General features: G+C 62.9%; 25 protein-coding genes. 13 read left to right on the top strand and 12 right to left on the bottom strand.

The window, feature by feature from the left end; genetic code table 11:
• Positions 1-10: 10 nt before the first annotated feature.
• From P0Y65_10085 to P0Y65_10050, 8 genes are all read right to left on the bottom strand, one after another.
• Positions 11-985, bottom strand: coding sequence for a hypothetical protein (locus P0Y65_10085; protein ID WEK06567.1), 975 nt, complete (start codon positions 983-985; stop codon positions 11-13).
• Entirely contained in the window at positions 982-2,094 is a 1,113-nt protein-coding gene (locus tag P0Y65_10080; protein ID WEK06566.1) for a GNAT family N-acetyltransferase, read from the bottom strand. The genes P0Y65_10085 and P0Y65_10080 overlap by 4 nt, the downstream gene beginning before the upstream one ends.
• Positions 2,081-3,286 (bottom strand): hypothetical protein, encoded by a 1,206-nt coding sequence (locus P0Y65_10075; GenBank protein WEK06565.1) that lies wholly within the window; start codon positions 3,284-3,286, stop codon positions 2,081-2,083. Before P0Y65_10075 ends, P0Y65_10080 begins: the two co-directional genes overlap by 14 nt.
• On the bottom strand, positions 3,283-4,158 hold the full coding sequence (locus P0Y65_10070) for a ThiF family adenylyltransferase (GenBank protein WEK06564.1): 876 nt from the start codon (positions 4,156-4,158) through the stop codon (positions 3,283-3,285). Before P0Y65_10070 ends, P0Y65_10075 begins: the two co-directional genes overlap by 4 nt.
• The gene (locus P0Y65_10065; protein WEK06563.1) at positions 4,155-5,084 is read right to left on the bottom strand and encodes a hypothetical protein; all 930 of its coding nucleotides are present in this window, start codon (positions 5,082-5,084) and stop codon (positions 4,155-4,157) included. The genes P0Y65_10070 and P0Y65_10065 overlap by 4 nt, the downstream gene beginning before the upstream one ends.
• 142 nt (positions 5,085-5,226) lie before the next feature.
• A complete protein-coding gene (gene coaBC / locus P0Y65_10060) occupies positions 5,227-6,441 on the bottom strand; it encodes a bifunctional phosphopantothenoylcysteine decarboxylase/phosphopantothenate--cysteine ligase CoaBC (GenBank protein ID WEK06562.1) in 1,215 nt (404 codons plus the stop codon).
• Positions 6,442-6,706: 265 nt separating this feature from the next.
• A complete protein-coding gene (locus tag P0Y65_10055) occupies positions 6,707-6,877 on the bottom strand; it encodes a DUF1127 domain-containing protein (GenBank protein WEK06561.1) in 171 nt (56 codons plus the stop codon).
• 196 nt (positions 6,878-7,073) lie between these two features.
• Positions 7,074-7,289 carry a hypothetical protein gene (locus P0Y65_10050; protein WEK06560.1) on the bottom strand — a complete coding sequence of 72 codons (216 nt, stop codon included), beginning with the start codon at positions 7,287-7,289 and terminating at the stop codon, positions 7,074-7,076.
• A gap of 282 nt (positions 7,290-7,571) precedes the next feature.
• On the opposite strand from P0Y65_10050, the gene P0Y65_10045 reads away from it, so the two are divergent.
• Positions 7,572-8,582, top strand: a complete 1,011-nt coding sequence (locus tag P0Y65_10045) for a response regulator (GenBank protein ID WEK06559.1) — start codon at positions 7,572-7,574, stop codon at positions 8,580-8,582.
• A 2-nt stretch (positions 8,583-8,584) separates the two neighbouring features.
• Here the strand turns inward: P0Y65_10045 and P0Y65_10040 are convergent, their stop codons facing one another.
• The gene (locus P0Y65_10040) at positions 8,585-8,791 is read right to left on the bottom strand and encodes a hypothetical protein (protein WEK06558.1); all 207 of its coding nucleotides are present in this window, start codon (positions 8,789-8,791) and stop codon (positions 8,585-8,587) included.
• 108 nt (positions 8,792-8,899) lie between these two features.
• Positions 8,900-10,273, bottom strand: a complete 1,374-nt coding sequence (locus tag P0Y65_10035) for an FAD-binding oxidoreductase (protein ID WEK06557.1) — start codon at positions 10,271-10,273, stop codon at positions 8,900-8,902.
• 366 nt (positions 10,274-10,639) lie between these two features.
• On the opposite strand from P0Y65_10035, the gene P0Y65_10030 reads away from it, so the two are divergent.
• Together P0Y65_10030 and P0Y65_10025 are read left to right on the top strand one after the other, a co-directional pair.
• Positions 10,640-11,176, top strand: a complete 537-nt coding sequence (locus tag P0Y65_10030; GenBank protein WEK06556.1) for a molybdopterin-dependent oxidoreductase — start codon at positions 10,640-10,642, stop codon at positions 11,174-11,176.
• A gap of 2 nt (positions 11,177-11,178) precedes the next feature.
• A complete protein-coding gene (locus P0Y65_10025) occupies positions 11,179-12,531 on the top strand; it encodes a HAMP domain-containing sensor histidine kinase (GenBank protein WEK06555.1) in 1,353 nt (450 codons plus the stop codon).
• An 8-nt stretch (positions 12,532-12,539) separates the two neighbouring features.
• Here the strand turns inward: P0Y65_10025 and P0Y65_10020 are convergent, their stop codons facing one another.
• Entirely contained in the window at positions 12,540-13,454 is a 915-nt protein-coding gene (locus tag P0Y65_10020; protein ID WEK06554.1) for a MurR/RpiR family transcriptional regulator, read from the bottom strand.
• Between the two features lie 131 nt (positions 13,455-13,585).
• Between P0Y65_10020 and P0Y65_10015 the strand changes: the two genes are divergently transcribed.
• The 8 genes from P0Y65_10015 (at position 13,586) to phnN (ending at position 20,009) form a co-directional block, all read left to right on the top strand.
• The gene (locus P0Y65_10015; GenBank protein WEK06553.1) at positions 13,586-14,623 is read left to right on the top strand and encodes an ABC transporter substrate-binding protein; all 1,038 of its coding nucleotides are present in this window, start codon (positions 13,586-13,588) and stop codon (positions 14,621-14,623) included.
• Positions 14,624-14,687: 64 nt separating this feature from the next.
• A complete protein-coding gene (locus P0Y65_10010) occupies positions 14,688-15,464 on the top strand; it encodes an ABC transporter ATP-binding protein (protein WEK06552.1) in 777 nt (258 codons plus the stop codon).
• Positions 15,461-16,219 carry an ABC transporter permease subunit gene (locus tag P0Y65_10005; protein WEK06551.1) on the top strand — a complete coding sequence of 253 codons (759 nt, stop codon included), beginning with the start codon at positions 15,461-15,463 and terminating at the stop codon, positions 16,217-16,219. The genes P0Y65_10010 and P0Y65_10005 overlap by 4 nt, the downstream gene beginning before the upstream one ends.
• A complete protein-coding gene (locus P0Y65_10000; GenBank protein WEK06550.1) occupies positions 16,216-16,962 on the top strand; it encodes an ABC transporter permease subunit in 747 nt (248 codons plus the stop codon). Before P0Y65_10005 ends, P0Y65_10000 begins: the two co-directional genes overlap by 4 nt.
• Positions 16,963-16,990: 28 nt before the next feature.
• Positions 16,991-17,569 (top strand): AAA family ATPase, encoded by a 579-nt coding sequence (locus P0Y65_09995; protein WEK06549.1) that lies wholly within the window; start codon positions 16,991-16,993, stop codon positions 17,567-17,569.
• Positions 17,566-18,153, top strand: a complete 588-nt coding sequence (locus tag P0Y65_09990; GenBank protein ID WEK06548.1) for a nucleoside 2-deoxyribosyltransferase — start codon at positions 17,566-17,568, stop codon at positions 18,151-18,153. The genes P0Y65_09995 and P0Y65_09990 overlap by 4 nt, the downstream gene beginning before the upstream one ends.
• A gap of 150 nt (positions 18,154-18,303) precedes the next feature.
• A complete protein-coding gene (locus P0Y65_09985) occupies positions 18,304-19,452 on the top strand; it encodes an alpha-D-ribose 1-methylphosphonate 5-triphosphate diphosphatase (protein WEK06547.1) in 1,149 nt (382 codons plus the stop codon).
• Entirely contained in the window at positions 19,449-20,009 is a 561-nt protein-coding gene (phnN, locus tag P0Y65_09980; GenBank protein WEK06546.1) for a phosphonate metabolism protein/1,5-bisphosphokinase (PRPP-forming) PhnN, read from the top strand. Before P0Y65_09985 ends, phnN begins: the two co-directional genes overlap by 4 nt.
• On the opposite strand, the gene phnF is transcribed toward phnN, so the two are convergent.
• Entirely contained in the window at positions 20,006-20,731 is a 726-nt protein-coding gene (gene phnF, locus P0Y65_09975; protein WEK06545.1) for a phosphonate metabolism transcriptional regulator PhnF, read from the bottom strand. The two genes, phnN and phnF, sit on opposite strands and share 4 nt — an antisense overlap.
• A 76-nt stretch (positions 20,732-20,807) precedes the next feature.
• Here phnF and phnG point away from each other — a divergent pair, with 76 nt between their 5' ends.
• Complete coding sequence (gene phnG / locus P0Y65_09970) at positions 20,808-21,263, top strand: phosphonate C-P lyase system protein PhnG (GenBank protein WEK06544.1); 456 nt, start codon at positions 20,808-20,810, stop codon at positions 21,261-21,263.
• Position 21,264: 1 nt separating this feature from the next.
• On the top strand, positions 21,265-21,861 hold the full coding sequence (gene phnH / locus P0Y65_09965) for a phosphonate C-P lyase system protein PhnH (GenBank protein ID WEK06543.1): 597 nt from the start codon (positions 21,265-21,267) through the stop codon (positions 21,859-21,861).

Genomic DNA, 21,861 nt, shown 5'->3' with positions numbered 1-21,861 from the left:
CTCCGCCACCTCAGCCTGCAACCAACATTCCTGCCGGCAGGCGCTCGCGCTTCGCAATCGCACCGGAGGGCAGCGGCCCGACACGCCAAGCCGTGATCAACCGGTCCTGCTCCGGCAAGCCATAGCGCCCGGTCAATTCGGCAGCGGTCTGCGGATCGTCGGCCAGGACCGACATGGGCCAAGCCTGAAAGCCGAGTGCCGACAATTCCAGCAGTCGACGGTAGAGCGCCCGTCCGGTGTCGATCGGATTTTCATCTTCGGGGCGATGGAACAGCAGCACTGCGGCAGCACTGCGCGTCCGGCTCGCTTCCGAAATCAGTGGGGCGACAAGCCCGACCGTGTCCAGAATGGAGAACGCGGGATCGCTCAGCACCAGGCCAGCCCCGAAGGCCTCTATGCGTGAGAGACCAAGGGCCGGGGCCGAGAGGCCGTCGACCCCATAGTTTGGATCGGACGGGCCCAGCCGCATCCACGACAGCAATTCGTGCCGGTAGCGCGCATTGCGATAAAAGGCGAGGCTGGTCCGCTCGTTGAGCGTCGAGATGGCCTCGATCTCGTCCCGGTCGGCGACGAGCGTAATGTCTGAATGCTGACCGGACCAGCTGTCCAGAGCCTGCGTCTGGTCGGTTCGTGCCGCTACAAAGCCGCGCCGCCAGGTGCAGCGTCGATTGACTTGACTGCACAACGGATCTGCCACGCCACCGCCACCAAACTCCAACCGTGCCGCAGGCGTCTCGCCCTGCAGCTCGACAGCACGCGCACAAAGCCCCTGCTGGCCAAGCGCGAGCACCGTGCCTTCAAGCGCCGCGCCCAGCGAAACCCGCAGGTCACGCCCAGCGACGTCTCCGACGGACAGTTGCCGCGCCAGATCGGCGGTCAGCCACAGCGCCCCATCCTCGCCCAGCGACCACCGGGTCGGCTGCGTATTGTGCACGCTCGGGGCGAGGTTGGCGGTGGTCGCGATATGGGCGATATCGATTGTCATGCTGTGGTCAGCGACTTGCGGAACAGGTGGGTCCGGTGCAGCGGCTTCGCGCCAACCCGCTCCATCTGGCGGAGGCTTGCGTGGTTCTCATCCCACACCCAGGTCATGCCCAGCCGCTTGTAGCCGGCCTCGCGCATCCTCGAAAACATGGTACCGATGATGGCGCCCATCACACCCTGACCCTGCAGATCCTTGCGTACCGACATATAGACCGCCAGCGCCCGATCGCGGCGCAGGCGATGGATCAGGAAATGCCACGGCGTCGTCCAGTTGAAGCGCGAACGTATGGCGCAGATGAAGGGATTGAGATCGGGGATGATCAGAACCACGCCGGCCGCCTCGCCCTTGTAGTGCAGCACCGCGGTAATGCGCGGATCGATGATCCAGCGCAGCTCTTTGGCCTGAAAATCGAACTCCTCCCGCGTCAGCGGCACAAACATGGGATTGGCGGCAAAACCGCTGTTGAGCAGGAGGCGGGCCTCCTCCAGACGGTCGGGAATATCCTTGCGACGGATCGGGGCAAAGGACCAGTCAGGTGACGCCAGGAGATCCGTGTGACCCAGCCCCGCCAATGCGGCGGGATCGACGGCTTCGAGATCGACGTCGAAAGTGCGCATCGGGAAATAGGCCTCGTAGCCATTATCCTCCAGGAGGCGCGGGATATGAGCCGGGCCATAGACCTGGTCGACATAGGGCGTAGCGTCAAAGCCACCGGTCACGACGCCGATCTGCTGCATGGCGGTCAGGTTGAAATTGCCCGCGATCGTATCGAAGCCACGCTGGCGCGCCCAGCCCTCGGCCGCCTGCAGCAGCAGGCGCGCGGCCTCGGCGTCATCGGCACAATCGAAATAGGCGAAATACGCCATGTTGGTCTGGTGCAACTGGTTGGATGCGGGATGCACATGGGCACCGATCCGGCCGATTGGCCGGCCGTCGCGGTGGACGGTAAAGAGCGCGAAATTCCCCGCCTCCGGAAACAGCGGGTTTTTCCCGACCGTATAGAAGCGGCGCAGGTCCGATTTCATCGGCGATACATAGGGCGACGAGGCGCCGTAGATCTCGAAAGGAGTATCAAAGAACGCTTCAAAGTCGCCTTCACGCAGTTCCATCACTGTCCTCGCGTCTGGAAATGAGGCTCGCCATGCGCTGCACCAGGGCCAGTTCGGTCTCGATCGCAGAACTGCGCCCGACCGACGGCAGCGTGGTGGCCATGACCAGCAGGGGATGTGCAGCCAGCATCAGCAGATGCGTCGCATCATGGGTGATCAACAGGCTGTCGAACTGCTGGCGAGCGTCTTCGGGCAGCATTGCGATATCGCGGGGCCGCAAGACGGGTTGGCGCGCAAAGGCCGCACGTAGCGTCGGCACATCGAACTGGGCCAGTTCGCTTTCATCGAGGATCGTCGATCCATCGAGCGGTGACGCGGCGGCTACCGATGTGATGAACGCCCGGACCGAGCTGGTGTCGGCAGTGGTCAGCGCGAGCATGATGTCATTGCGCCGGGTCACGGCAAAGGCGTTGACCGTTTCGTTGAGAACCAGCGCCAGGATGCCGGTGCACAGCGTCATGGCCGACAGCTGAACGGCAAAGGCCCAATCCATCTGCGCCATGGCCGTAGCGCTGAGGCCGATGATGGCGCCGAGCAAGGCGGTGATGACAAAAGCAAAGGCGGCATCGCGGCGACCGGTGGTGCCATTGGTCGAACTGATCGCCATCCAGCAGAAAAACAGGATTGCCACGCCCGAGGCCCGCACGGGCACGACCTGTTCGAAGACGCCATAGTCACTGGCGAGGAAGACGGCCAGAACCGGCAGGGCAAAGCGGATGCGCGCGATCACCCGCTTTTCCTGCTCGGTCAAACCATCGTCGCTGCCGGTGATGGCCAGGACGTAAATGGCAGCGAAACTGCCCAGCTGAAAGGCCAGCAAGGCATAGAGCGGCAGGCCCAGATTGCCGCTGACAAAGGCCAGCACGGAAAACAGAACGCCGCCAATCAGGCTGGCCTGCTTCATCAGCGCTGGCGCATGTCGCCGCTGCAGCCCTTCCAGCACCAGCAGCGCAGCCAGCGGGATCCAGGCGGCAAACAGCCGCGTCAGCGTCTCGAAAATCCCGTGGTGGACATTCCATGCCAGGAGCCGCATGGCCAGGACCAGCGAAACCAGGGTCAGCGCGAAAACCAGGCGGCTGCTTAACCCGTCCCGGTCCGGCCGGATGCGCACCACGGCAATGGCCGCCAGCGTGCCCGCAAGGGCAGCGGCAGAGACGACGCTATTGGCAAGCAGCGAATGCAGTGTCGTCACGCTGTGCCCACCAGCCTGGCGATCTGCCGGCGGGCAATCGGCGTCACAATTGCCGACAGCCAGAAGGGCAGGGGCCGCTCGACCTTGCCTTCATAAGGATTGAAGAACCAGCCTCGGTAATCGGTCTTGGTCTGCTGCCCCAGTATCAGCGCGATGGTCTCATAGGCCATCAGCATGCCCGTGGTGATCACCATCGGCGCAAAGGACATGCGCTTGCGTTTGCCGGCGGCCATTTCGCCAGCCAGCGACAGGTCGATATATTTGCGAGCCGAGGAATGCACCATGACATGCTCGATCTCGCGCATGAAAGCGTCCCCGCGCTGTGCGGTGGTAAGCTGGTCCCAGGGCGTGCCCATGGTGGGATAGCCGAGCCGCTCCTCCGGCATGGGTTCTCCCGGCCGGGTCACATAGACCGAGGGCAGCGAGGAGGCATAGGCGTCGATCACCGGCCGACCTGCCGCGCGGGCGCTGCGATATAGCAGCAGGCTCGCGGCAAGGTCATCCGTGCCATTGATGGTCACCGCGCTCGACGTGATGCTCGCTACCGCATGCTCGGGCCAGTCGTCCCTATAGACCACAGTCTCGATCTGGGGATTGATCGTCCTGATCAGTGCCGCGGTGGCCTCGGCCTTGTGCTGCCCCACAGTGTCGGTGAAGGCAAACACCTGCCTGTTCAGATTGCCGATTTCAAATGTGTCGATATCGGCCAGGATCAGCCGGCCCACGCCGGCCCGGGCCAGTGCAAGGACGGCCGCGCCGCCCATGCCGCCCGTGCCGCAGACAAAAACCGTCGCCTGCCGCAGCTTGTCCTGCTCCTCGGCCGTGACAAAGCCCAGGTTGCGATCGGTGAATTCGGCGTAGGAAAAGCTCACACTCCGCTCCTCGGCCGCAGCCGGCCAAACTCGCGTTTTCCATCGAGCCACTGGACGACTGGGAGGATGGCGCGCTGCACCAGCGCCATGACGGCCGCCACGGCTACCAGGCCCAGCGCCCCCTTGGGCACCATTTCGCTCAGGTAGCGCCTCGCCGCAGCTAGGTCGAGCTTGCCGATCTGGATCACGTCGTCACCGCGTTCATAGTCGAGATGGGTCTGGCAATAGTCGTTGAACGCTGCCCGCCGGTGCTTTTGCGCCACCTCGAAGCTTTTCTTCAGATTGTCCGATCCGCCGGTATAGGCATTGGTGATGACAAAGCTTTGCTCGTCAAAGCCGGCCTCCGGTCCCACGCCAAAGACATGGCGGTGCGCCGCCATGATCTGCCGCACCAGCACCAGTTGGCGGAACTTGCGTGGCGAATTTCCTTCCGGATCCGGATAGACCTCCGAAAAGGTCTCCGTCACCATGCCCACCACGGCCGGCACCTGCGTGACATTGGATACCCAAATCGGCCGGCCCTGATTGCGGATGAACAGCAGGAAACATGTCAGTCCGTAGAGCACCCAGGACAGTCCCTTGCTGCGCTGGTCGGGATCCACCATCACCAATCCGAGGTGAACAAGCTCCACCGAGCGGCCATCCAGTTCGAGCGCAATGACCGGCAGTGCATTGAAGGCAATCGGCGCGCCGCTTCGCTTGTCGGTCACAAGGGTAATGAAACTGGCCTCAAGCCGCTCGGGATCCCCTGAGAAAATGCCGTAGTCGAGATCCTTGTCGGCAAGCGTCCGCGAGGCGATCGTCCGTAGCTGCGCCACCAGACCCAACAACTCCGCTTGCGGCATCCAGAGGCCCGGCCTCTCCACAATGCGCATCTGCCGGCCTTTGCCCACCGGCAGGGCGAGATCGAGGTAGTGCCTGTCCAAGCTTGAAGCCTCTATTCTCATGGGCGAACAAATGGATAGCACACTGTCGCCGGCGCACAACCGATACGGAGGTCAGAAACCTTCGCCCTCTTACCCTTGAGGCGTTAGAGGAATTTCGCCATCCGGGATCTATCGCCTTTTGCTAGGCCCGATCAAAGAACCCCGCTATCCGCGCAATGATCCTCTCTGCGATATCCTGTTTCGTTCCCGCTCCAAGATCCGTCACGCCATCGCCGGCAACCAGATGCACATGGTTATGATCGCCGCCGAACACGCCGCCTGCCGTCGAGACGTCGTTCGCCAGGATCCAGTCCGCCCCCTTGGAGCGCAGCTTGGCCTGGGCATTGTCGATCAGCGCGTCGGTCTCGGCCGCAAAGCCCACCACGAGCCTTGGCCGCTGCTCGTGATGACCGATCGTGGCAAGAATGTCGGGGTTTCGCACCAAGCTGATCGATAGCTGCTCGTCGTCGCCGCCCTGTTTCTTGAGCTTGCTGGTCGCCACCGTGGCAGCCCGCCAGTCAGCGACGGCCGCGACAAACACCGCGCCGTCTACGGGAAGAGCAGTGGTTGCAGCCTCCATCATCTCGGCTGCTGTCTGAACCGCAACCACCGCCACGTCCTGCGGAGGCGGCAAGGCAGACGGCCCCGAAATCAATGTCACGCTGGCGCCTTCGCGAGCCAGAGCCGCGGCTATGGCATGGCCCTGCTTGCCCGAGGAGCGATTGGAGATGAACCGGACCGGATCGATCGGCTCCTCGGTCGGACCCGACGTGACAAAAAAGGAAAGGCCCGCGAGCCTCTGCGATTTGGACCCCAGCGCAAGACGAGCAGCCTCGACGATGGTCATCGGCTCGGCCATCCGGCCCAGCCCGGCTTCTCCGGATTCGGCCATTTCCCCCGTTTCCGGGCCGACGAACAGCACCCCATCCGCCTTCAAGGTGGCCGCGTTTCGTTGTGTCGCGGCATGGTCCCACATTTTGGGGTTCATGGCAGGCGCGATCAGCACCGGACCGCTGCGGGCCAACAGGATTGACGTCGCCAGGTCATTGGACAGGCCGAGCGCCATCCGCGCCATGAAATCGGCTGTTGCCGGCGCAACGATGATGAGGTCAGCCTCGCGGGCGATGCGGATATGCCCGACATCTGCCCCGGCGATAGGCTCAAACAGGTCCGTGGCAACGGGCGTTCCGCTGACCGCCGCAAGGCTTGTCGGCGTAATGAAATTCCGCGCCGCATCTGTCATGACGCAACGCACGCGCGCACCCTGTTCGCGCAATCTGCGCACTAGGTCCGGTGTCTTGTAGGCTGCAATGCCGCCCGAGACGATGAGGAGGATCTGCTTGTCGCGAAGGCTCATGGCTGCTCCTGCCGTAGGCGGGCGATCTCGAACCGTCGAAGTCTCGGGTCAGCGGGCTAAGACCGCCAAGGCGTCGAGATCGATGTCCAAGATACCCACCAGACTGCGCCCAAAACGGGCTTGCCACGACATGGCCAGTCGGGAGCAAAAAATCAACCGGGCGCTGTGACAACGGCGGCGTCCAATGAACTCTATTCGGGGTCAGCGCGAAGTCGGCGCGGCGCATATCGCGACGGGTCGACTTGCGCGGAGATATGGGCGGCACCTAGCTCCGGCTACGGCCATGATGCGGCTTGGCGTCTTCCTGCACCCCCGAGTTGATGCTGGCGCGGGTCAGCCCGATGTCGTGCAGGATGTGATCGCTGAGGCCATGCAGCTGACGGCGGGCATGGGCAATGCGGCGCTTTTCGCGCCAGGTATCGAGAATGTTGGTCATGATATGCTCCTTTGACCGGCAGCCTTTTATGCCCGCCTCCGCGGCCTCGCCCCACTCGTTCGCAGGGGGTGAACAGAAACCAAGTCTCGGTTCTGGTAAGAAAAAAGCCGCCCCGGCATGATGCGCGGGACGGCGAGTCGACTGGAAGGTCAGATGCCGTCGGCGACGGCCCGGATGGAGTAGCGGCACCCTTTGTTCATCGCCCCACCCGTTTAGGGGGGAGCCTTGCATCGGCCGGCGTTTTCCGCAGCTGTTCCAATAGCGCAGCGGCAAGGCTCAGCAGAACCCATGCGGCGCCCAGACCAATTCCAAGTGTTACGGCGCCTTGCAGCCCGAGCGCTTCATGCCCGATCGCCAGCAGCCCCAGCAGCGCATAGCCGGTTATGGGAAGATCATTGTGGGTTCTATGCATGGTGACCTCGGTGTAAAAATTCGACCACGCTCAAGACCATAGCGCAGTGTTCGGAGTCGCCACCCAAATATGTGGGCAGCAAAAGCGCTGATGTGCCATGCCTGCTTTGCTTGGATATATTTGCCAACCCATGCGCGGAACGCGCGACGATTATTCCTTGTGACGCGTCCTGACGACTAGACCTGGAATGCGGGGCGGCTCAATATGGCCGTGATGTCGGCTAGGACGTCATGCAAGGGAACGACGGGGGTGTAGCCGTTGAAGGGCGCCAGATTGCTATGCGTGGAAGATGAGGCCGATCTGCGCTCCGACATCTGCGAGGAGTTGATCGCGGCCGGCTATGCGGTCGACGAGGCCGGCACGGGGCAGGAGGCCTTGGACCTGTTGCGGGACGAGCGCTACGATCTGGTGCTCTGCGACATCACTATGCCCCGCATGTCCGGCCTCGACCTGCTGCGCCAGGTGCGGCAGGAGCCGGACCTGGCCGATCTACCCTTTGTCTTTCTGACGGCGCTCGCCGGGCGGCAGGACATCATCGCGGGCAAGGCGGCCGGCGTGGACGACTATCTGACCAAGCCCATCGACTTCGACCTGATGCTGATCACCATTGCAGCGCGCCTAGACCAGGTGGCGCGCATCAGGGGCACGCGTTCACCTGACGACGGCGAAAGTCAAAACTTGCGTGCCGCTTTGATGGGCGCAGACGAGGCGCTCAATCGCATAGCTGTCGGGGTCTTTCTGATCGACAGCGAGCGCAAGGTGCTGTTCCGCAACCGCCGCGCCGGCGAATTGCTGGACGAAGCCGATGGCATCAGCCTGGGACGCGAGGGCCTGCTGCGCGGAGAAAAGCCGCAGCAGACGCATGCCCTGCGCGATATCATGGACACGGCCATTGCCCGGGGCGCCGACGGCGCGCGCCAGGGTAGCGAAGCGGTGGCGCTGACCCGTGAAAGCGGCAGGCGACCGCTGATCGCTGTGGCCTGTCCGCTCGGACGGGGTCCCGCTGCCGCTGGCGAGCCAGCGATTGGCTTGTTTGTCACCGATCCGGAATGGCGATCCAGCGATGCTGCCGAAGCAATGGCCCAGCTTTATGGCCTGTCGCCGGCAGAGACGCGACTGGCTCTGGCACTTGTCCGGGGCCTGCGGCTCGACGAGATCGCCGACGACTTCGGCCTGTCGCGCAATACGGTCAGCTACACGCTGAAAAACCTGTTCCGCAAGACCGAGACCGATCGTCAGGCCGACCTGATCAGCCTGTTCCTCTCCAACCCTGTGGCCCGGGACACGGCCTGATCTCAGGCCGCGCGCCGCTGCATCCGGTTCGATGTCGCGTTGGCAATGCCCTCGTTGGCGTCGGCCGCGCGCTGTCTCCGCCCCTTGATGCGCATTGCAGGATCGCTGGCGATAATGGCGGCAATACCGATATCAATGCCGCGCAGAATGTCGGCCAGTTCTGGATAGTCCAGGTCGTTGAAGGCAATCGTATGTGGCAGACGTGCCATGGTTTTTCTCCCTATCTTCAGGCCGTACCGGACATCTGCCGGACGGCCGCGGTGGCAGGTGCCGGGCACTGGGCCCGGCACCGGTCAAGGCTGCGAGAGAAAGCTGTCTCAGGCAGGCGGAATGTTCTGGTTGCGGCTGAATAGATTGGTCGGGTCGTAGAAGGTCTTGATCCGACGAAGGCGTTGCCAGGTCTGGCCGGGATAGCTGGCCTTCAGCATGTCCTCGCCTTCATCACCCAGGAAGTTGACATAGCTGCCGCGCGAGGCGCCACCCATGGCCGAAATACAATCCTCGGCCCAGAGGTCATTGCGCGCAGCGGCCTCTGCTGTCCCATCCATCGCCAGGAACCCAACCAGCATTCCCGCATCGCGGTGCGCATAGGCGCTGGCATCGGCCGGAATGCGCGACACCGCACCGCCCAGCACGCGCACCTGTGCCATGCGCATCGGTGCATCGCAGTCGCCGAGGCGCTCGAGCATGGTTGTCGCCTCGGCAATGCCAAACTCGTCCCTGAACATGCTCCGCACCGAAACGGCCGGCTTCATGTGCGGGTCCTCAGGCAGATACATCATGCCATAGGGCCCGGGACCGACGAGATCGGCGATCGGCTCGGCGAGTGCACGGAATGGGGCCAGGGCCTCCTGAGCATCGGCCGCCGGACCGGCATAACCCATCATGCCGATCAGTACGGTCTGCCCGATCACCTCCGGCGGCAGGAAGGGCAGGGGCGGCGCCGGCATGGCCAGCAGGATGGTCGACAGTTCATCCGGCGCGGCCTCCGCAGCGGCAACAAAGCCGGCGAGGGCTTCTGGCGTTGGCGGCAGTACCAGTGGGCCACCGGTAAATTCGGCCAGCGCGTGGAGGCGGTAGCAGAAGCGCGTCACCACGCCGAAATTGCCGCCGCCGCCATGCAGCGCCCAGAACAGGTCCGGATAACTCTCTTCGGTTACGGTCAGGATATCCCCCGCCGCAGTCACCAATTCGGCAGCGATCATGGCATCCATGGTCAGGCCGAACTTGCGCGTCATGTAGCCAATCCCGCCGCCCAGGGTGATGCCGCCGATGCCGACGGAGCCGGAGTCGCCAAAACCCACCACCACCTTGTCGCGATCAAGCGCCTCGGTCAGCTGTCCGGCGGTAAGACCACTGCCGGCCCAGACCGTCATCGCATCGAGATCCACCTCGATCCCCTGCAGGTCCCGCAGGTCGATCACCACACCGCCATGGCTGCTGCTGTGTCCGCAGACCGAATGACCGCCGCTGCGGACGGCGAGTTGCAACTTGTTGTACCGCGTGAAGTCGATCACATCGGCCACGTCTGCGGCATTGGCGACACGCGCCACCAAGAGCGGCTGGTCGTCCCAGTTGCTGTGGGCGAGCCCGCGCACCAAGTCATAGTCAGGATGGCCGGCAATCATGACCCGCCCAGTAAGGTGTGACGCCAGCGCTTCAATGGCCGGCGTCAACGAGGATGTCGTCATTGGGGCATCGCCCCGCACATGCACGTTCATTTCATTCACTCCATCGACGACACCGCAGAGGCGGTGCGTGGCGGAGCCTGATAGACAAACAGAAGATTCACTTCCCCACTCGTTTGCAGGGTCTGACGAAACAATCGTCGCAATGGCCTAAGAGCTTCGGCATGGTCACAACTGAATATGTTCGAGATGATCCTTCGTCATGAATTGCCGAATATCCGAAAATATCGTTTGCCAGAGACTGTTTAGTTGAAGTTCGTCTTGGCGATTGCTGTTCCGGGCGGGAAATTGCGAAGAATTTTGATGCAGGGGCCTGTTCTCCCGCGTAAAATGGCCTGGGCTTTCACAAAACATATCGGGGCATGCGTCATGTCTTCTTTCAGCTGGACATCATCTCTGCACGTTACACGCGGCGCGGTGACGGTCGCCGGGCTTGCATTGTCACTGGCTGCGGCCAATGGAGCGGAACCGTTGCCCGCCCCGGAAGGCCCGGTCATCCTGCTTGTCAGTGGCGACGTCGGCGTCACCAACACGCCCGAGGGTGCCGCCTTTGACCGGCAGATGCTCACCGAACTCGGCATGAGCGAAATCCACACCTCGACCCCATGGACCGATGGCGTGCAGGTTTTCGAGGGCGTGTTGGCGCGGACCCTGTTCGAACGGGTCGGAGGCGAGGGTGCACTGGTCAAGGCGGCAGCGCTCAATGACTATACCGTCGAGATCCCGATGGATGATTTTCTCAACTACGACGTGCTGCTGGCAATCCAGGTCAACGGCGAGGAAATGCGCGTCAGCGACAAGGGGCCAATCTGGATCATCTATCCGCGCGACGATTTCTCCGAGTTGCAGAACCGGGAATTGAACGATCGATGGGTCTGGCAACTCAAGTCGCTCGAGGTCCAATAGCGTTGCGACCCTGGATTTCGCGGCCCTTCCTCGTTGCGGCTCTCGCTCTGACAGTTCTGTTCGTCCTGCTGCTGACCGCCGTGATCCGCCTTGCCGTCAACGAAAACCGGCTGAGCGGAGAGCCGGCGGAGGGAGTCATCTGGTTTTCCAGCCAGGGCCAGTACGAGGCCATGCGCCTCGCCGATACCATCCTGCTCTACGAGAGCGGACGGATCGCACATGACGATCTTGTTCTGCGCTTCGACCTGCTCGACAGCCGACTCGGTCTTTTTGAAGCGGGTCATCTGACCCGCCGCATTGCGGACATGGGCTATGACGACGAGGTCGCCGCGCTGCGAACCACTCTCGAAAGCCACCGCGTGGGGCTGGAAAACATGCAGCCCGGCGATACGACGGCCGTTCTTGAGCTGCATGAAATGGCGCAGTCGGTCGCCCAGACCCTGCGCGACCTGGCCAATGCGGGCATGTTGGATGGCCGCGACCGGCAGGAGTCGGTGCGAGATGGTCGCCGCAGGATCCTTTTCGAAGTGCTGGGCTATCTTCTGGCAACCCTGCTGGCGGGCGTGCTGGTTGCCATCATTGTTGTTCGCGGCCTGCGCACGACCGTCCGCGCCGAGGCTGCGCTGCAGCACGAGCGCGAAATATCGCGTCTGCACCGCGCCTTCACCTCGGTCGTATCGCATCAGTTCCGCACCCCGCTGTCCATCATCGATGCAAGCGCGCAGCGCATGCTGCGGCGCGGCTCCGTGATGTCGCCGGACGAGATCACCAATCGTGTCAACAAGATCCGCAATGCCTGCCAGCGTCTGACCCGGCTGATGGAGAGCACCCTCAACGCCGCGCGACTGGATCAGGGCGAGATCAGCTTCCATGCCCGGCCCAGTGATCTGCATCAGCTCATCACCGCCGTCTGCGAAAGCCAGCCCGACGAAGATCAAACCCGCATCGTCCGTTCGCTGGACGGATTGCCGCGCATGGCCATGGTGGACACGACGCTGCTGGAACAGGCTGTTCAGAACCTCATCTCCAACGCGCTCAAATACTCCCCCTCGAGTCGCTCGATCCTGGTGCGCGGCGGTAAGTGGGGCGACCATGTCATCATTGAGGTCGAAGATTTTGGCGTTGGCATTCCGGCGGATGAACTGGCCTTCATCTCCGAACGCTTCTTCCGCGCCCGCACCGCCGAAGGCATCGCCGGAACGGGTATCGGTCTCAACTTCGTGCTGCAGATCATGAACCTGCATGGCGGCAAACTCGATATCCGCAGTGTGGAAGGAAAAGGCTCGACCTTCTCGCTGATCTTTCCGCATCGGCAGGTCGATCAGGAGCAGACCGTCGCTGCCCACGCCGAATGAACCGGCGATTAGTCTGGTGGCCAATCCATTGGTGAGCTGATCATCCACGGATAGGTATAGGCAGCAAACTTCTCCACCACCTCAGCAGCATTGGGCGTCTTGCTCGCAACGGCCGCCACCAGCGCCTCGATCAGCCCAAGGATGGCGGTGTCCGAGGGTGGGTTGAACTCGTGATGCGCCTCCACCAGCAGCGCCATCCGGCTCATCGCCGTCAGCGGCGATTTGAGGTGGTCTGTGATCGCCAGCACCGGTATGCCATGCTGGCTGGCGTGCTGTGTCACTACCAGCGTGTCGCGCATGTAGAAGGAAAAGGCGATGGCGATGACGAGATCCTTCTCGCCAAACTTGAACAGCTGCCGCGCCGCGCCAACAACACCACTACCGTTCTCGGCCGTGCGCACCGACTTGCCCGTCAGCTCCAGTCCCACCGCCAAAATATTGGCCAAGCTGGCGGCATTCTCGAATCCGGCAATATAGATGCGCTCCGCATTGACGATCATCTCGACCGCCTTGTCGGTCTGCGCGGCGGTCAGGTTGGCGATGGTCGCTTCGAGATTGGCAATATCCTCCCGCAGCGAGGCGATCATCACGTCTTGCGGGCTCGCGCCCTCGGCCAGTTTCTGCTTGAGCCGCTCTGCCGGGGCAAACAGCGCCTCGAACCCTCGGATCAGCTCACTGCGAAACTCGGCATAACCGGAAAAGCCGATCGCGGTCGCAAAACGGTTCGCGGTCGCCACCGATACGCCCACGGTTTCCACCGCCTCATGGATGCTCATCCGCGCCAGCGTCAGCGGTTCCGCCTGGACGTGGTCGGCAAACTGACGCAGCGCTGACGACAGCTCCGGATAGTGCTGCGCGATGCGCTGCGCGACCAAAGTTTGAGCCGGAAGCCCATTTTTTGTGCGTCGCGAATTTTCTGCCAAAACTGTGCTCACAAAACTTGAAACTCTTGTTACAGGTGATATCAATCCATGTAACAAAAACAACATCTCAGGGTGGGGACGCCGTGATGCTCACGGCGCAAGTCATTCGTCGCCAAGGAGCGTACCGACATATGAGCAAGCTGCCATCTCTTTCTCTCACCCGTCGCCAGATGCTTGTGGGCATGGCTGGCACCGGCCTGGCCATGAGCATACCCGGCTGGTCCGTCGCTCAGGCCGGTGCGCCAGTCACCACGGCCCTCGGCTGGATCCCGAACGCCGAATATGCGGGTCTTTGGATCGCCATCGAGAATGGCTATTTCGCTGAGGAAGGCATCGACATCAGCTATACGCCCGGCGGCCCGAACGCTCCTGGCGTGCTGGTCTCGCTGGCTGCCGGCGACGCCAACTATGCCGGCGCCGACTGGATCCCGCTGTTTGAAGCTCTCGCCCGCGGCAATGACTTTGTCGTTCTCGGCGCTGCCTTCCCCACTAGTCCCGCTGCCTTGATCTCCATGGCCGCCCACCCGGTCAGGGAGCCCAAGGACCTCGTCGGCGCCCGCATCCTCAACCAGATGCCTGCTGACAAGAACACGGTCGACTTCATCCTGACCACGGCCGGCCTGCCGCTTGAATACACCCTCGTGCCAACCGGATTCTCGCCCGAGCCGCTGGTGGCCGGTGATGGCGATGCCTATTTCGCCTTTGCCACCAACCAGCCGATCACCCTGGAAAACATGGGTCTTGAGCGCGACAAAGACTTCTTCGTCACGCTGATGAGCGACCTTGGCTATTCGACCCCGGCCGGCATCATCGTTGCCGACCGCAAATATGTCGAAGAGAACCGTCCGCTGGTCGTGGGCTATCTCAAGGCGCTGCTGCGTGGCTGGATCGAGAATGGCAAGGACCCCAAGGTCGCTGCCGAGCTGATCATCAGCAAGTATGGCGCCGATTTCGGCCTCGAACTGGCCCAGCAGGTCCGCCAGAACGAGCTTGGCCAGCCACTGATCGAGGCGCCGGGCGCTCCCGGCCCCTTCTGGTTCGACCCGGCCGTGGTGGATACCACCATTGCCGAAATCGCCAGGGCCTCGGGCATCGAAGCCATTCCCACGTCGTCCGAGATCGTCGACCTTGGCCCGCTGGAAGAAGCCATCGCGGCCCTCAAGGCCTGATTCTTTCCTGACTGCGGTGGCGGCGCCTCTAGCCGTCACCGCACTTTTCCTGCCGGACCGCAATATGACCGAAGCCGCCATCCGCCTCGACCGTGTCAGCAAGGACTTTGTCCTCGACAATGGCCAGCAGTTGACCGCGCTCAGCGAGATCGATCTCAGCATCGGCAAGGGCGAATTCGTGGCGCTGCTCGGTCCCTCCGGATGCGGCAAAAGCACCATTCTGCGACTGGCCGCGGCCCTTGAGACGCCCAGCACCGGCCGTGTCAGCATTGAGGGCAGGGAGCCCCAGGCCCTGAGCAAGACGCATCGCCTCGGCGTAGCTTTCCAGGATCACGCACTGCTGCCCTGGCTCGACATTTTTTCCAACGTCGCGCTGCCCTTCCAGGTTGCTGGCCGCAAGGTCGACGAAGCCCGTGTTCACGAGCTCATCGCCCTGGTCGGTCTCGCCGGCTTCGAGAAGGCCCGTCCGCGCCAACTGTCCGGAGGGATGCGACAGCGTGCTTCCATTGCGCGGGCATTGACCCTCCAGCCCGACGTCCTCCTACTGGATGAGCCTTTCGGGGCCCTCGACGCCGTTACGCGCCGGCAGATGAATCTTGAGCTGCAGCGCATCTGGAGCGCGCAGCAGATCACCACGCTCCTCGTCACCCATTCCGTCGATGAAGCGCTCTTCCTGGCCGATCGCGTCATCGTCATGAGCGGTCGTCCGGGGCGCATCATCCGCGACATCAAAATCCCGTTCGCCCGCCCGCGCCTCCCTGTGGTCATGCGCGAACCTGGCTTCCATCAATTGGTCGACGAACTGACTCTGGCGCTGGAGCCGGAACTGGCCACACCATGATCCTGCGCAGTGAAACCACGCATCGCCTCGTCCTGGGCGTACTCGGCGTCGGCCTGTTTCTGGCCATTTGGCAGGTGATCGGCTCCTATCGCCTTGCCGGCATGACCTGGCCGCCGCTGACCGACGTGCTGATGTTCATTGCCGATCCCGCGCGGCAGACGCTGTTCGTCCGCGCCATGCTGGCCAGCTTCGCCTCGGTCGCCATCGGCTATTTCGTTGGCATCCTGAGTGGTGTCGCCGCCGCCATGCTGGGACAGGTGCTGCCAATGATGCGGCCGGGCCTCGATCGCCTGATCGCCTTCATCCACGCCGTACCGCTGGTGGCTCTGGCGCCGGTTTTCATGGTGCTGGCCAATCGCGACCTGACACCGCCCGCCATCTCGGCGCTGGGCGTCTTCTACATGATCTACGTGGCCACCACCTCTGGTCTCAAGGCTGCCAGCCATACCCATCGCGACCTGTTCACTGCGCTCGGCTCAAGCCCTGTGAAACGCTTTCGCCGCCTCGAACTGCCGGCCGCCCTTCCAGCACTGGTCTCGGGCATGAAGCTGGCCATTCCCGTGGCCTTCATTGGCACCATTGTCGGTGAATGGTTCGGCGCCTCGCGCGGACTTGGCCTGCTGATGGTCTCGGCCATGCAGAACTTCCAGATCCCGCTGCTCTGGAGCGCCGTACTGATTGTCACCACGGCCTCGCTCGTGCTCTTCGGCCTGATGAGCCTCGTCGAGCGTCTTGTTTACGGACGGTTCCAATGAGCGGCCTGCGCACCTTTTTCTCGCGCTACTGGGGCGTGCTCGGCATTCTCCTGCTCTGGCAGGCCTGGGTCAGCATCTCGGGGCTCAATGCAATCGTTCTGCCAAGCCCATTCAGTGTTGCATCTGACCTCGTCGCCAATCCGGCCATTTATGCCGGCAATGCGGGCAAGACCTTCCTTGTCGCTGTCCTCGGGCTGGCCTTTGGTCTCCTCACTGGCGTGCTGCTGTCGCTGGCCGCCTGGGCCTCCCGCCTGCTGAATGGCCTGCTCACGCCGCTCGGGCTGATTTTTTCCTCAATTCCAGTTGTGGCCCTGATCCCGATCCTGGCACGCCTGCTCGGCTATGACATGCGCACGGAAGTCGCCATCGTTGCGATCGCTGCCTTCTTCCCGACCTTCGTCTTCGTTGGGGCAGGGCTCAAATCCCTGCCGCCCGGCAGCGATGACCTGTTCAAGGTGCTGGGCGCCAGCCCCTGGCAGCGCTTTTTGCGCCTCGTCATGCCGGCCGCCGTGCCCAATATGATGGTCGCCCTGCGCCTAACCGCGCCCGAAGCCGTGCTGGCAGCCATTCTCGCCGAACTGCTCATGGGGACCTCGGGCCTGGGCTTCATGTTCCGCGAGGCCGCCGGGCGCTTAGCCATGGAGCGCGCCTTCGGCACCTCGATCATCGCCACCATCACCGCCGTCATTGTCTTCGGACTGGTTATGTCGGCCGAACGGCGCATCGACGCGCTGTGGAGATAACTCTTCTCTCACCTCTCAGGAGTCCATCATGAAAGTCCAGCAGCCGCCCGATCCGTGGCAGCGCACCACCACCGAACATGGCTTTGCCGCTGACGAAGTCATCTCGGCGCTGCAGAAGTGCACCCGTCGTGGCATGACGCAGAACGTCCTGCTCCTCGCCTGGGAAATGTTCATCACCAGCCCCGAAATGGAAGAAATGATGTGGTCGCGCCTTTGCGTGATCGCCGTCGAAGACATCGGTTTCGGCAACGTCGACGCGCCCGTCCTGGTCGAGACGCTTTACCAGCAGCATCTGCGCTACCCGCGCCCCGCCGGTGATCGATTCCTCTTCGCCGCTCATGCTATTCGCCTGCTGACCGGCTCCAAGAAGGACCGTACCAGCGACGACATGGTCAACTGGGCTAAGCGTTCAATCGAGCTCGGCGAAAACCTGCCCGAGATACCCGATGTCGCGCTCGACATGCACACGCGCCGTGGCCAGGAAATGGGGCGCGACTACCTGTTCTTCATGACGGAGGCCTCTAAGGTCATTCCCGAGATCGAAGACAAGGACCAGAGCTACAAGGACTGGATCCTGAAGGCACTCGCCGACGGCAAGCTCACATGAGCCCGACCCACAAGGTCTATATCGCCGGGCCGGAGGTCTTCCTTCCGAACGGTTTCGACCAGATGCGCATCAAGGGCGAAATGGCTTTGGCGGAAGGTTTTTTCCCCAGCACAATGGCTGAGAACGACCTCGATCCGACAGGCGCCACACCCTTCGAATTCGGCCGCCAGATCAGTGCCGCCAACGAGAAGATGATGCGCGATGCCGATTTCTGCATCGCCAACCTCACGCCCTTCCGCGGCATTTCGGCCGATGTCGGCACGGGCTATGAAGTTGGTTTCATGATCGCTCTCGGCAAGCCGGTCTTTGGCTATACCAATACCAGCAAGCTCTACTACGATCGGCTGCTCGAGGACTATTATGGCAGCAAGGCCGAAAAGGACGCCCAGGGCGTGCTGCGCGGTGCCGACGGCCTGATGATCGAGGATCACGGCATGGTGGATAACCTGATGTATGACGGCGGCATCGCTGCCATCGGCGGCCAACTGGTGCGCCGCGACGTGGCTCCGGATCAACTGTTGACCGATCTCGGCGCCTATCAGGAATGCCTCAAGCTGGCGCGCGAACTCTTCGACGCACGCTGATGGATCGGGCGGCGCCACGCGTCGCCCATCTCCTTCGGCATTGCTCGAGATGTCGAATCCAGTAGACAAATTTGCCATGGTCGCCAAATTGTCATCTATATGGGTTACCGCAGCTTCTCGTCAGTGAACCCAGCCGGAATGTCCTCGATCATGAACTCTGTCGCCCTTGGGGATCTCGTCCTCACCAATGCCCGCATGGTTCTGGCTGACCAGGTTTTCGAAGGTTCGGTCCGCGTCGATGGCGGCATCATCACCGATATCGGTGAAGCCAGCCGCACCGGCGTGGATCTCGAAGGCGACTATTTGATCCCGGGCCTGGTCGAACTGCATACCGATCACCTCGAAACGCACTACGCGCCGCGTCCCAAAGTGCGCTGGAATCCCGTTGCTGCCGTCCAGGCGCATGACGCCCAGATCGCCGCTTCCGGCATTACCACCGTGCTCGACGCCATCCGCATCGGCCTTGACGAGGATACCGATGTCAGCGCCGAGGAAATGCGCATTCTGGCCGGCGCCATCCGTGCGGGCGGCGAGGCCGGCCGCCTGCGCGCCGAGCACCACATCCACCTGCGCTGCGAAGTCTCGGCGCCCGACTGCCTCGAGAGCTTCACCGCCATCCAGGATGATCCGCTGGTGCGCCTGGCGTCGCTCATGGACCACGCCCCGGGCCAGCGGCAGTTTGCCAGCCTAGATGCCTACAAGGCCTATTACCAGGGCAAGACCAAGATGAGCAACGCGGAGCTCGATGCCTTTTCCGAGCGCCGCAATGCCCAGTCGCAGGCCTATTCCGGCCCGCATCGCCGCGCCATCTCCCAGCTCTGCCACGACCGCGGCATTGTGCTCGCCAGCCATGACGATGCCACCCGCGCCCATGTTGAGGAGGCGGTGGATCTCGGCCTGCATATTGCCGAATTCCCCACCACCGTCGAAGCCGCGAAGGCCTCGCGACAGGCTGGGCTCTCCATCCTGATGGGCGGCCCCAATATCGTGCGTGGCAGTTCGCACTCCGGCAATGTCTCCGCCCGTGCCCTGGCCGAAGCCGATCTGCTCGACATCATCTCGTCCGACTACATTCCCTTTTCCATGCTCCAGTCGGCATTCTCGCTCGCCGAGAATGTACCGGGGATAAGCCTCGCGAAAGCCATTCAGCTGGTCACCAAGCGGCCGGCCGAAGCGGCCGGGTTTGATGACCGCGGCGAGATCGCCGTGGGCAAGCGCGCCGACTTCGTGCATGTGCGCGTCGAAGATGGCATTCCTATCGTTCTGACCGTCTGGCGCCAGGGCAAGCGCGTGATATGACTGGAACTTTCGTCGCCGTCGTCGGACCGAGCGGGGTCGGCAAGGACAGCCTGATCGGCTTTGCCCGCGCGCGGCTGGAAGCATCCGGCCGCGTCAAATTCGTGCGTCGCGTGGTGACGCGCGAGGCCGATGGCGGCAGCGAGGATCATGACAGTCTGACCGTGGCCGACTTCGCCGCGGCCGAGGCCGATGGGCGCTTCGCGCTCAACTGGGATGCCCATGGCTTGCGCTATGGCCTGCCCATCGCGCTCGAAGACGAGATCGGGGCAGGGCGGGTGGTGGTTGCCAATCTCTCCCGCAGCGTCATCCCGGCGCTGATGGAGCGCTATCCGGATGCGCTGGTCGTTTCGGTCACCGCCGACCGCGACGTGCTGGAACGGCGCCTTGCCGCCCGCGGCCGCGAAACCCCTGAATCGATTGGCAAAAGACTCGACCGAAAGGTCAGCGATACGTTACCCGCCAGCACCATCAATATCGACAATTCCGGCGATCTTGCCGCCGCTGGCGAGCGGTTTGTCGCCCTGCTGCAGGATGCTGCCGGGCTGGTAAAAGCCTAGACCACCAGTTCCATTCGCTCCGCCGGAAACCGGCTCAGCGCATAGGAAATCGGCTCGCCTTCGGCATCGACGTCGACCGCTTCCGAGACCAGCACGATGGCGCCTGGAACGAGTTTCAACAACTTGGTCTCTTCCACATCGGCGTGGCGTGCGGATATGCGCGTCGATGCGCGGGAATAGTCGGCAATACCATAGCTTTGGAAGGCCATGGTGAAAGACTGTGCCGCGGCCAGCCGCTCGCCAAAATCGGCAAAGCGGCGATAGCTCAGCCATGTCGTCGAGCGCGACATCGGCACGCCATCGGCCATGGTCAGCCCCTCGGTGCGTACCACCTTGGCCCCGGGTTTGATGCCCAGGCCCTGCGCCACCGCGGCACTGGCATTTTCGAGGCGATGGCTAAGACTGAGCGACATGAAATCGCGAGCCTGCCCTTTGAGCCCTTCGCGAAATCGCGTGCGTTTTCCGATCGGATAGCTCAGCCTCTTGGCGCTGCGTACAAAGGTGCCGCGCCCCTGCTCGGCGCCGACCACGCCCTCATCGGCCAGCACGGCCAGGGCCCGGCGCACCGTGTGGCGATTTGCGGAAAATCGTTCCGCCAGAATGGCTTCCGTGGGCAGGCGATCGCCGTCCGCCAGCTTGCCGCCGACGATATCGAGACGGATCGCATCTGCGATCCGTCGCCACAGCGCGACGCCGCCTGAAATGTCCTTTGAGATTGTCATTGCATTTTCACATGATCGGCGTAGGGACGGATTAGCAACATTAGTTGTCTATTACATTAGACAAATCGAGGGTAGCATGCAAACGCAATTTTCCATCAATCCCAATCAGCGCAAGGCTGCGCTTGACGTGCTGGCGGCCGCGCCATCCCGCGCCCTGGCCGAACTCTGGGACGCCTGGGCCGACAAGCCGAGCCATAGCAAGGTGCGTGGCCCCGAGGTCGGGCTGGTCATGTTGCGCGGTCGTGCCGGTGGCGGTGGTGCTCCTTTTAATCTCGGGGAGGCGACGGTCAGCCGTGCCTCGGTCCGCATTGTAACCGGCGAAGTGGGGCACGGGTATAACTTGGGCCGCGACCTCGCAAAGGCGGAGGTCATTGCCGTGATCGACGCCCTATGGCAGCGCGATGCCGCCAAGGTCGAGGCCGAAATTATCGCGCCGCTGCGGGCACTTGCCCAAAAGTCCGACCGGCAGCGCCGCGATGAATCAGCGGCCACACGGGTCGATTTCTTCACCATGGTGCGCGGGGATAACTGACATGGACATGAGTTTTGAAGGCGGTTTCGCCGATCCGGTCCTGGACTCCCAGGCCACGTTTCGCGCCATCATGGATGCGCTGGCCAATCCCGGAAAGCCGCAGGCGCTGGGTAATCTTGTGCTTTCGCAGCATGGCCTGACCGCCGAATTGGGTAACGTACTGTTAGCATTGAGCGATGCCGACACGCGAATCTGGTTGTCGGAAACGCTGCGCCGGCCGGAGGTTGAGGGTTTCGCAGCTTTTCACACCGGCGCGCCATTGGTGACCGATCCCGAGCGCGCCACCTTCGCCTTTGCGACCAGCACCGCGGAACTGCCGAGGCTCGACAGTTTCAATCTCGGCACGCAGGAATATCCCGACCGCTCGACCACCGTGGTGCTCGCGGTGCCGTCGCTGACTGGGGGACGAGATCTCGCTTTGCGCGGTCCCGGTATCAAGGATCACCTCCATTGCAGCCCCACCGGCCTGCCCGACGACTTCGTCGCCCAATGGGCCGCCAATCGCGAGGTCTTCCCCCGCGGCGTCGACCTGCTGCTGGTGGCCGATGGTCAGGTGATGGGCCTGCCGCGCTCGACCCGGATTTCGGAAGGACACTGA

Origin of the sequence: Candidatus Devosia phytovorans (assembly GCA_029202405.1) — a bacterium.
GTDB classification, from domain to species: Bacteria; Pseudomonadota; Alphaproteobacteria; order Rhizobiales; family Devosiaceae; genus Devosia; species Devosia phytovorans.
Note: the sequence above shows the minus strand (reverse complement) of the source record. Positions and strands in the feature narration are given on the sequence as shown.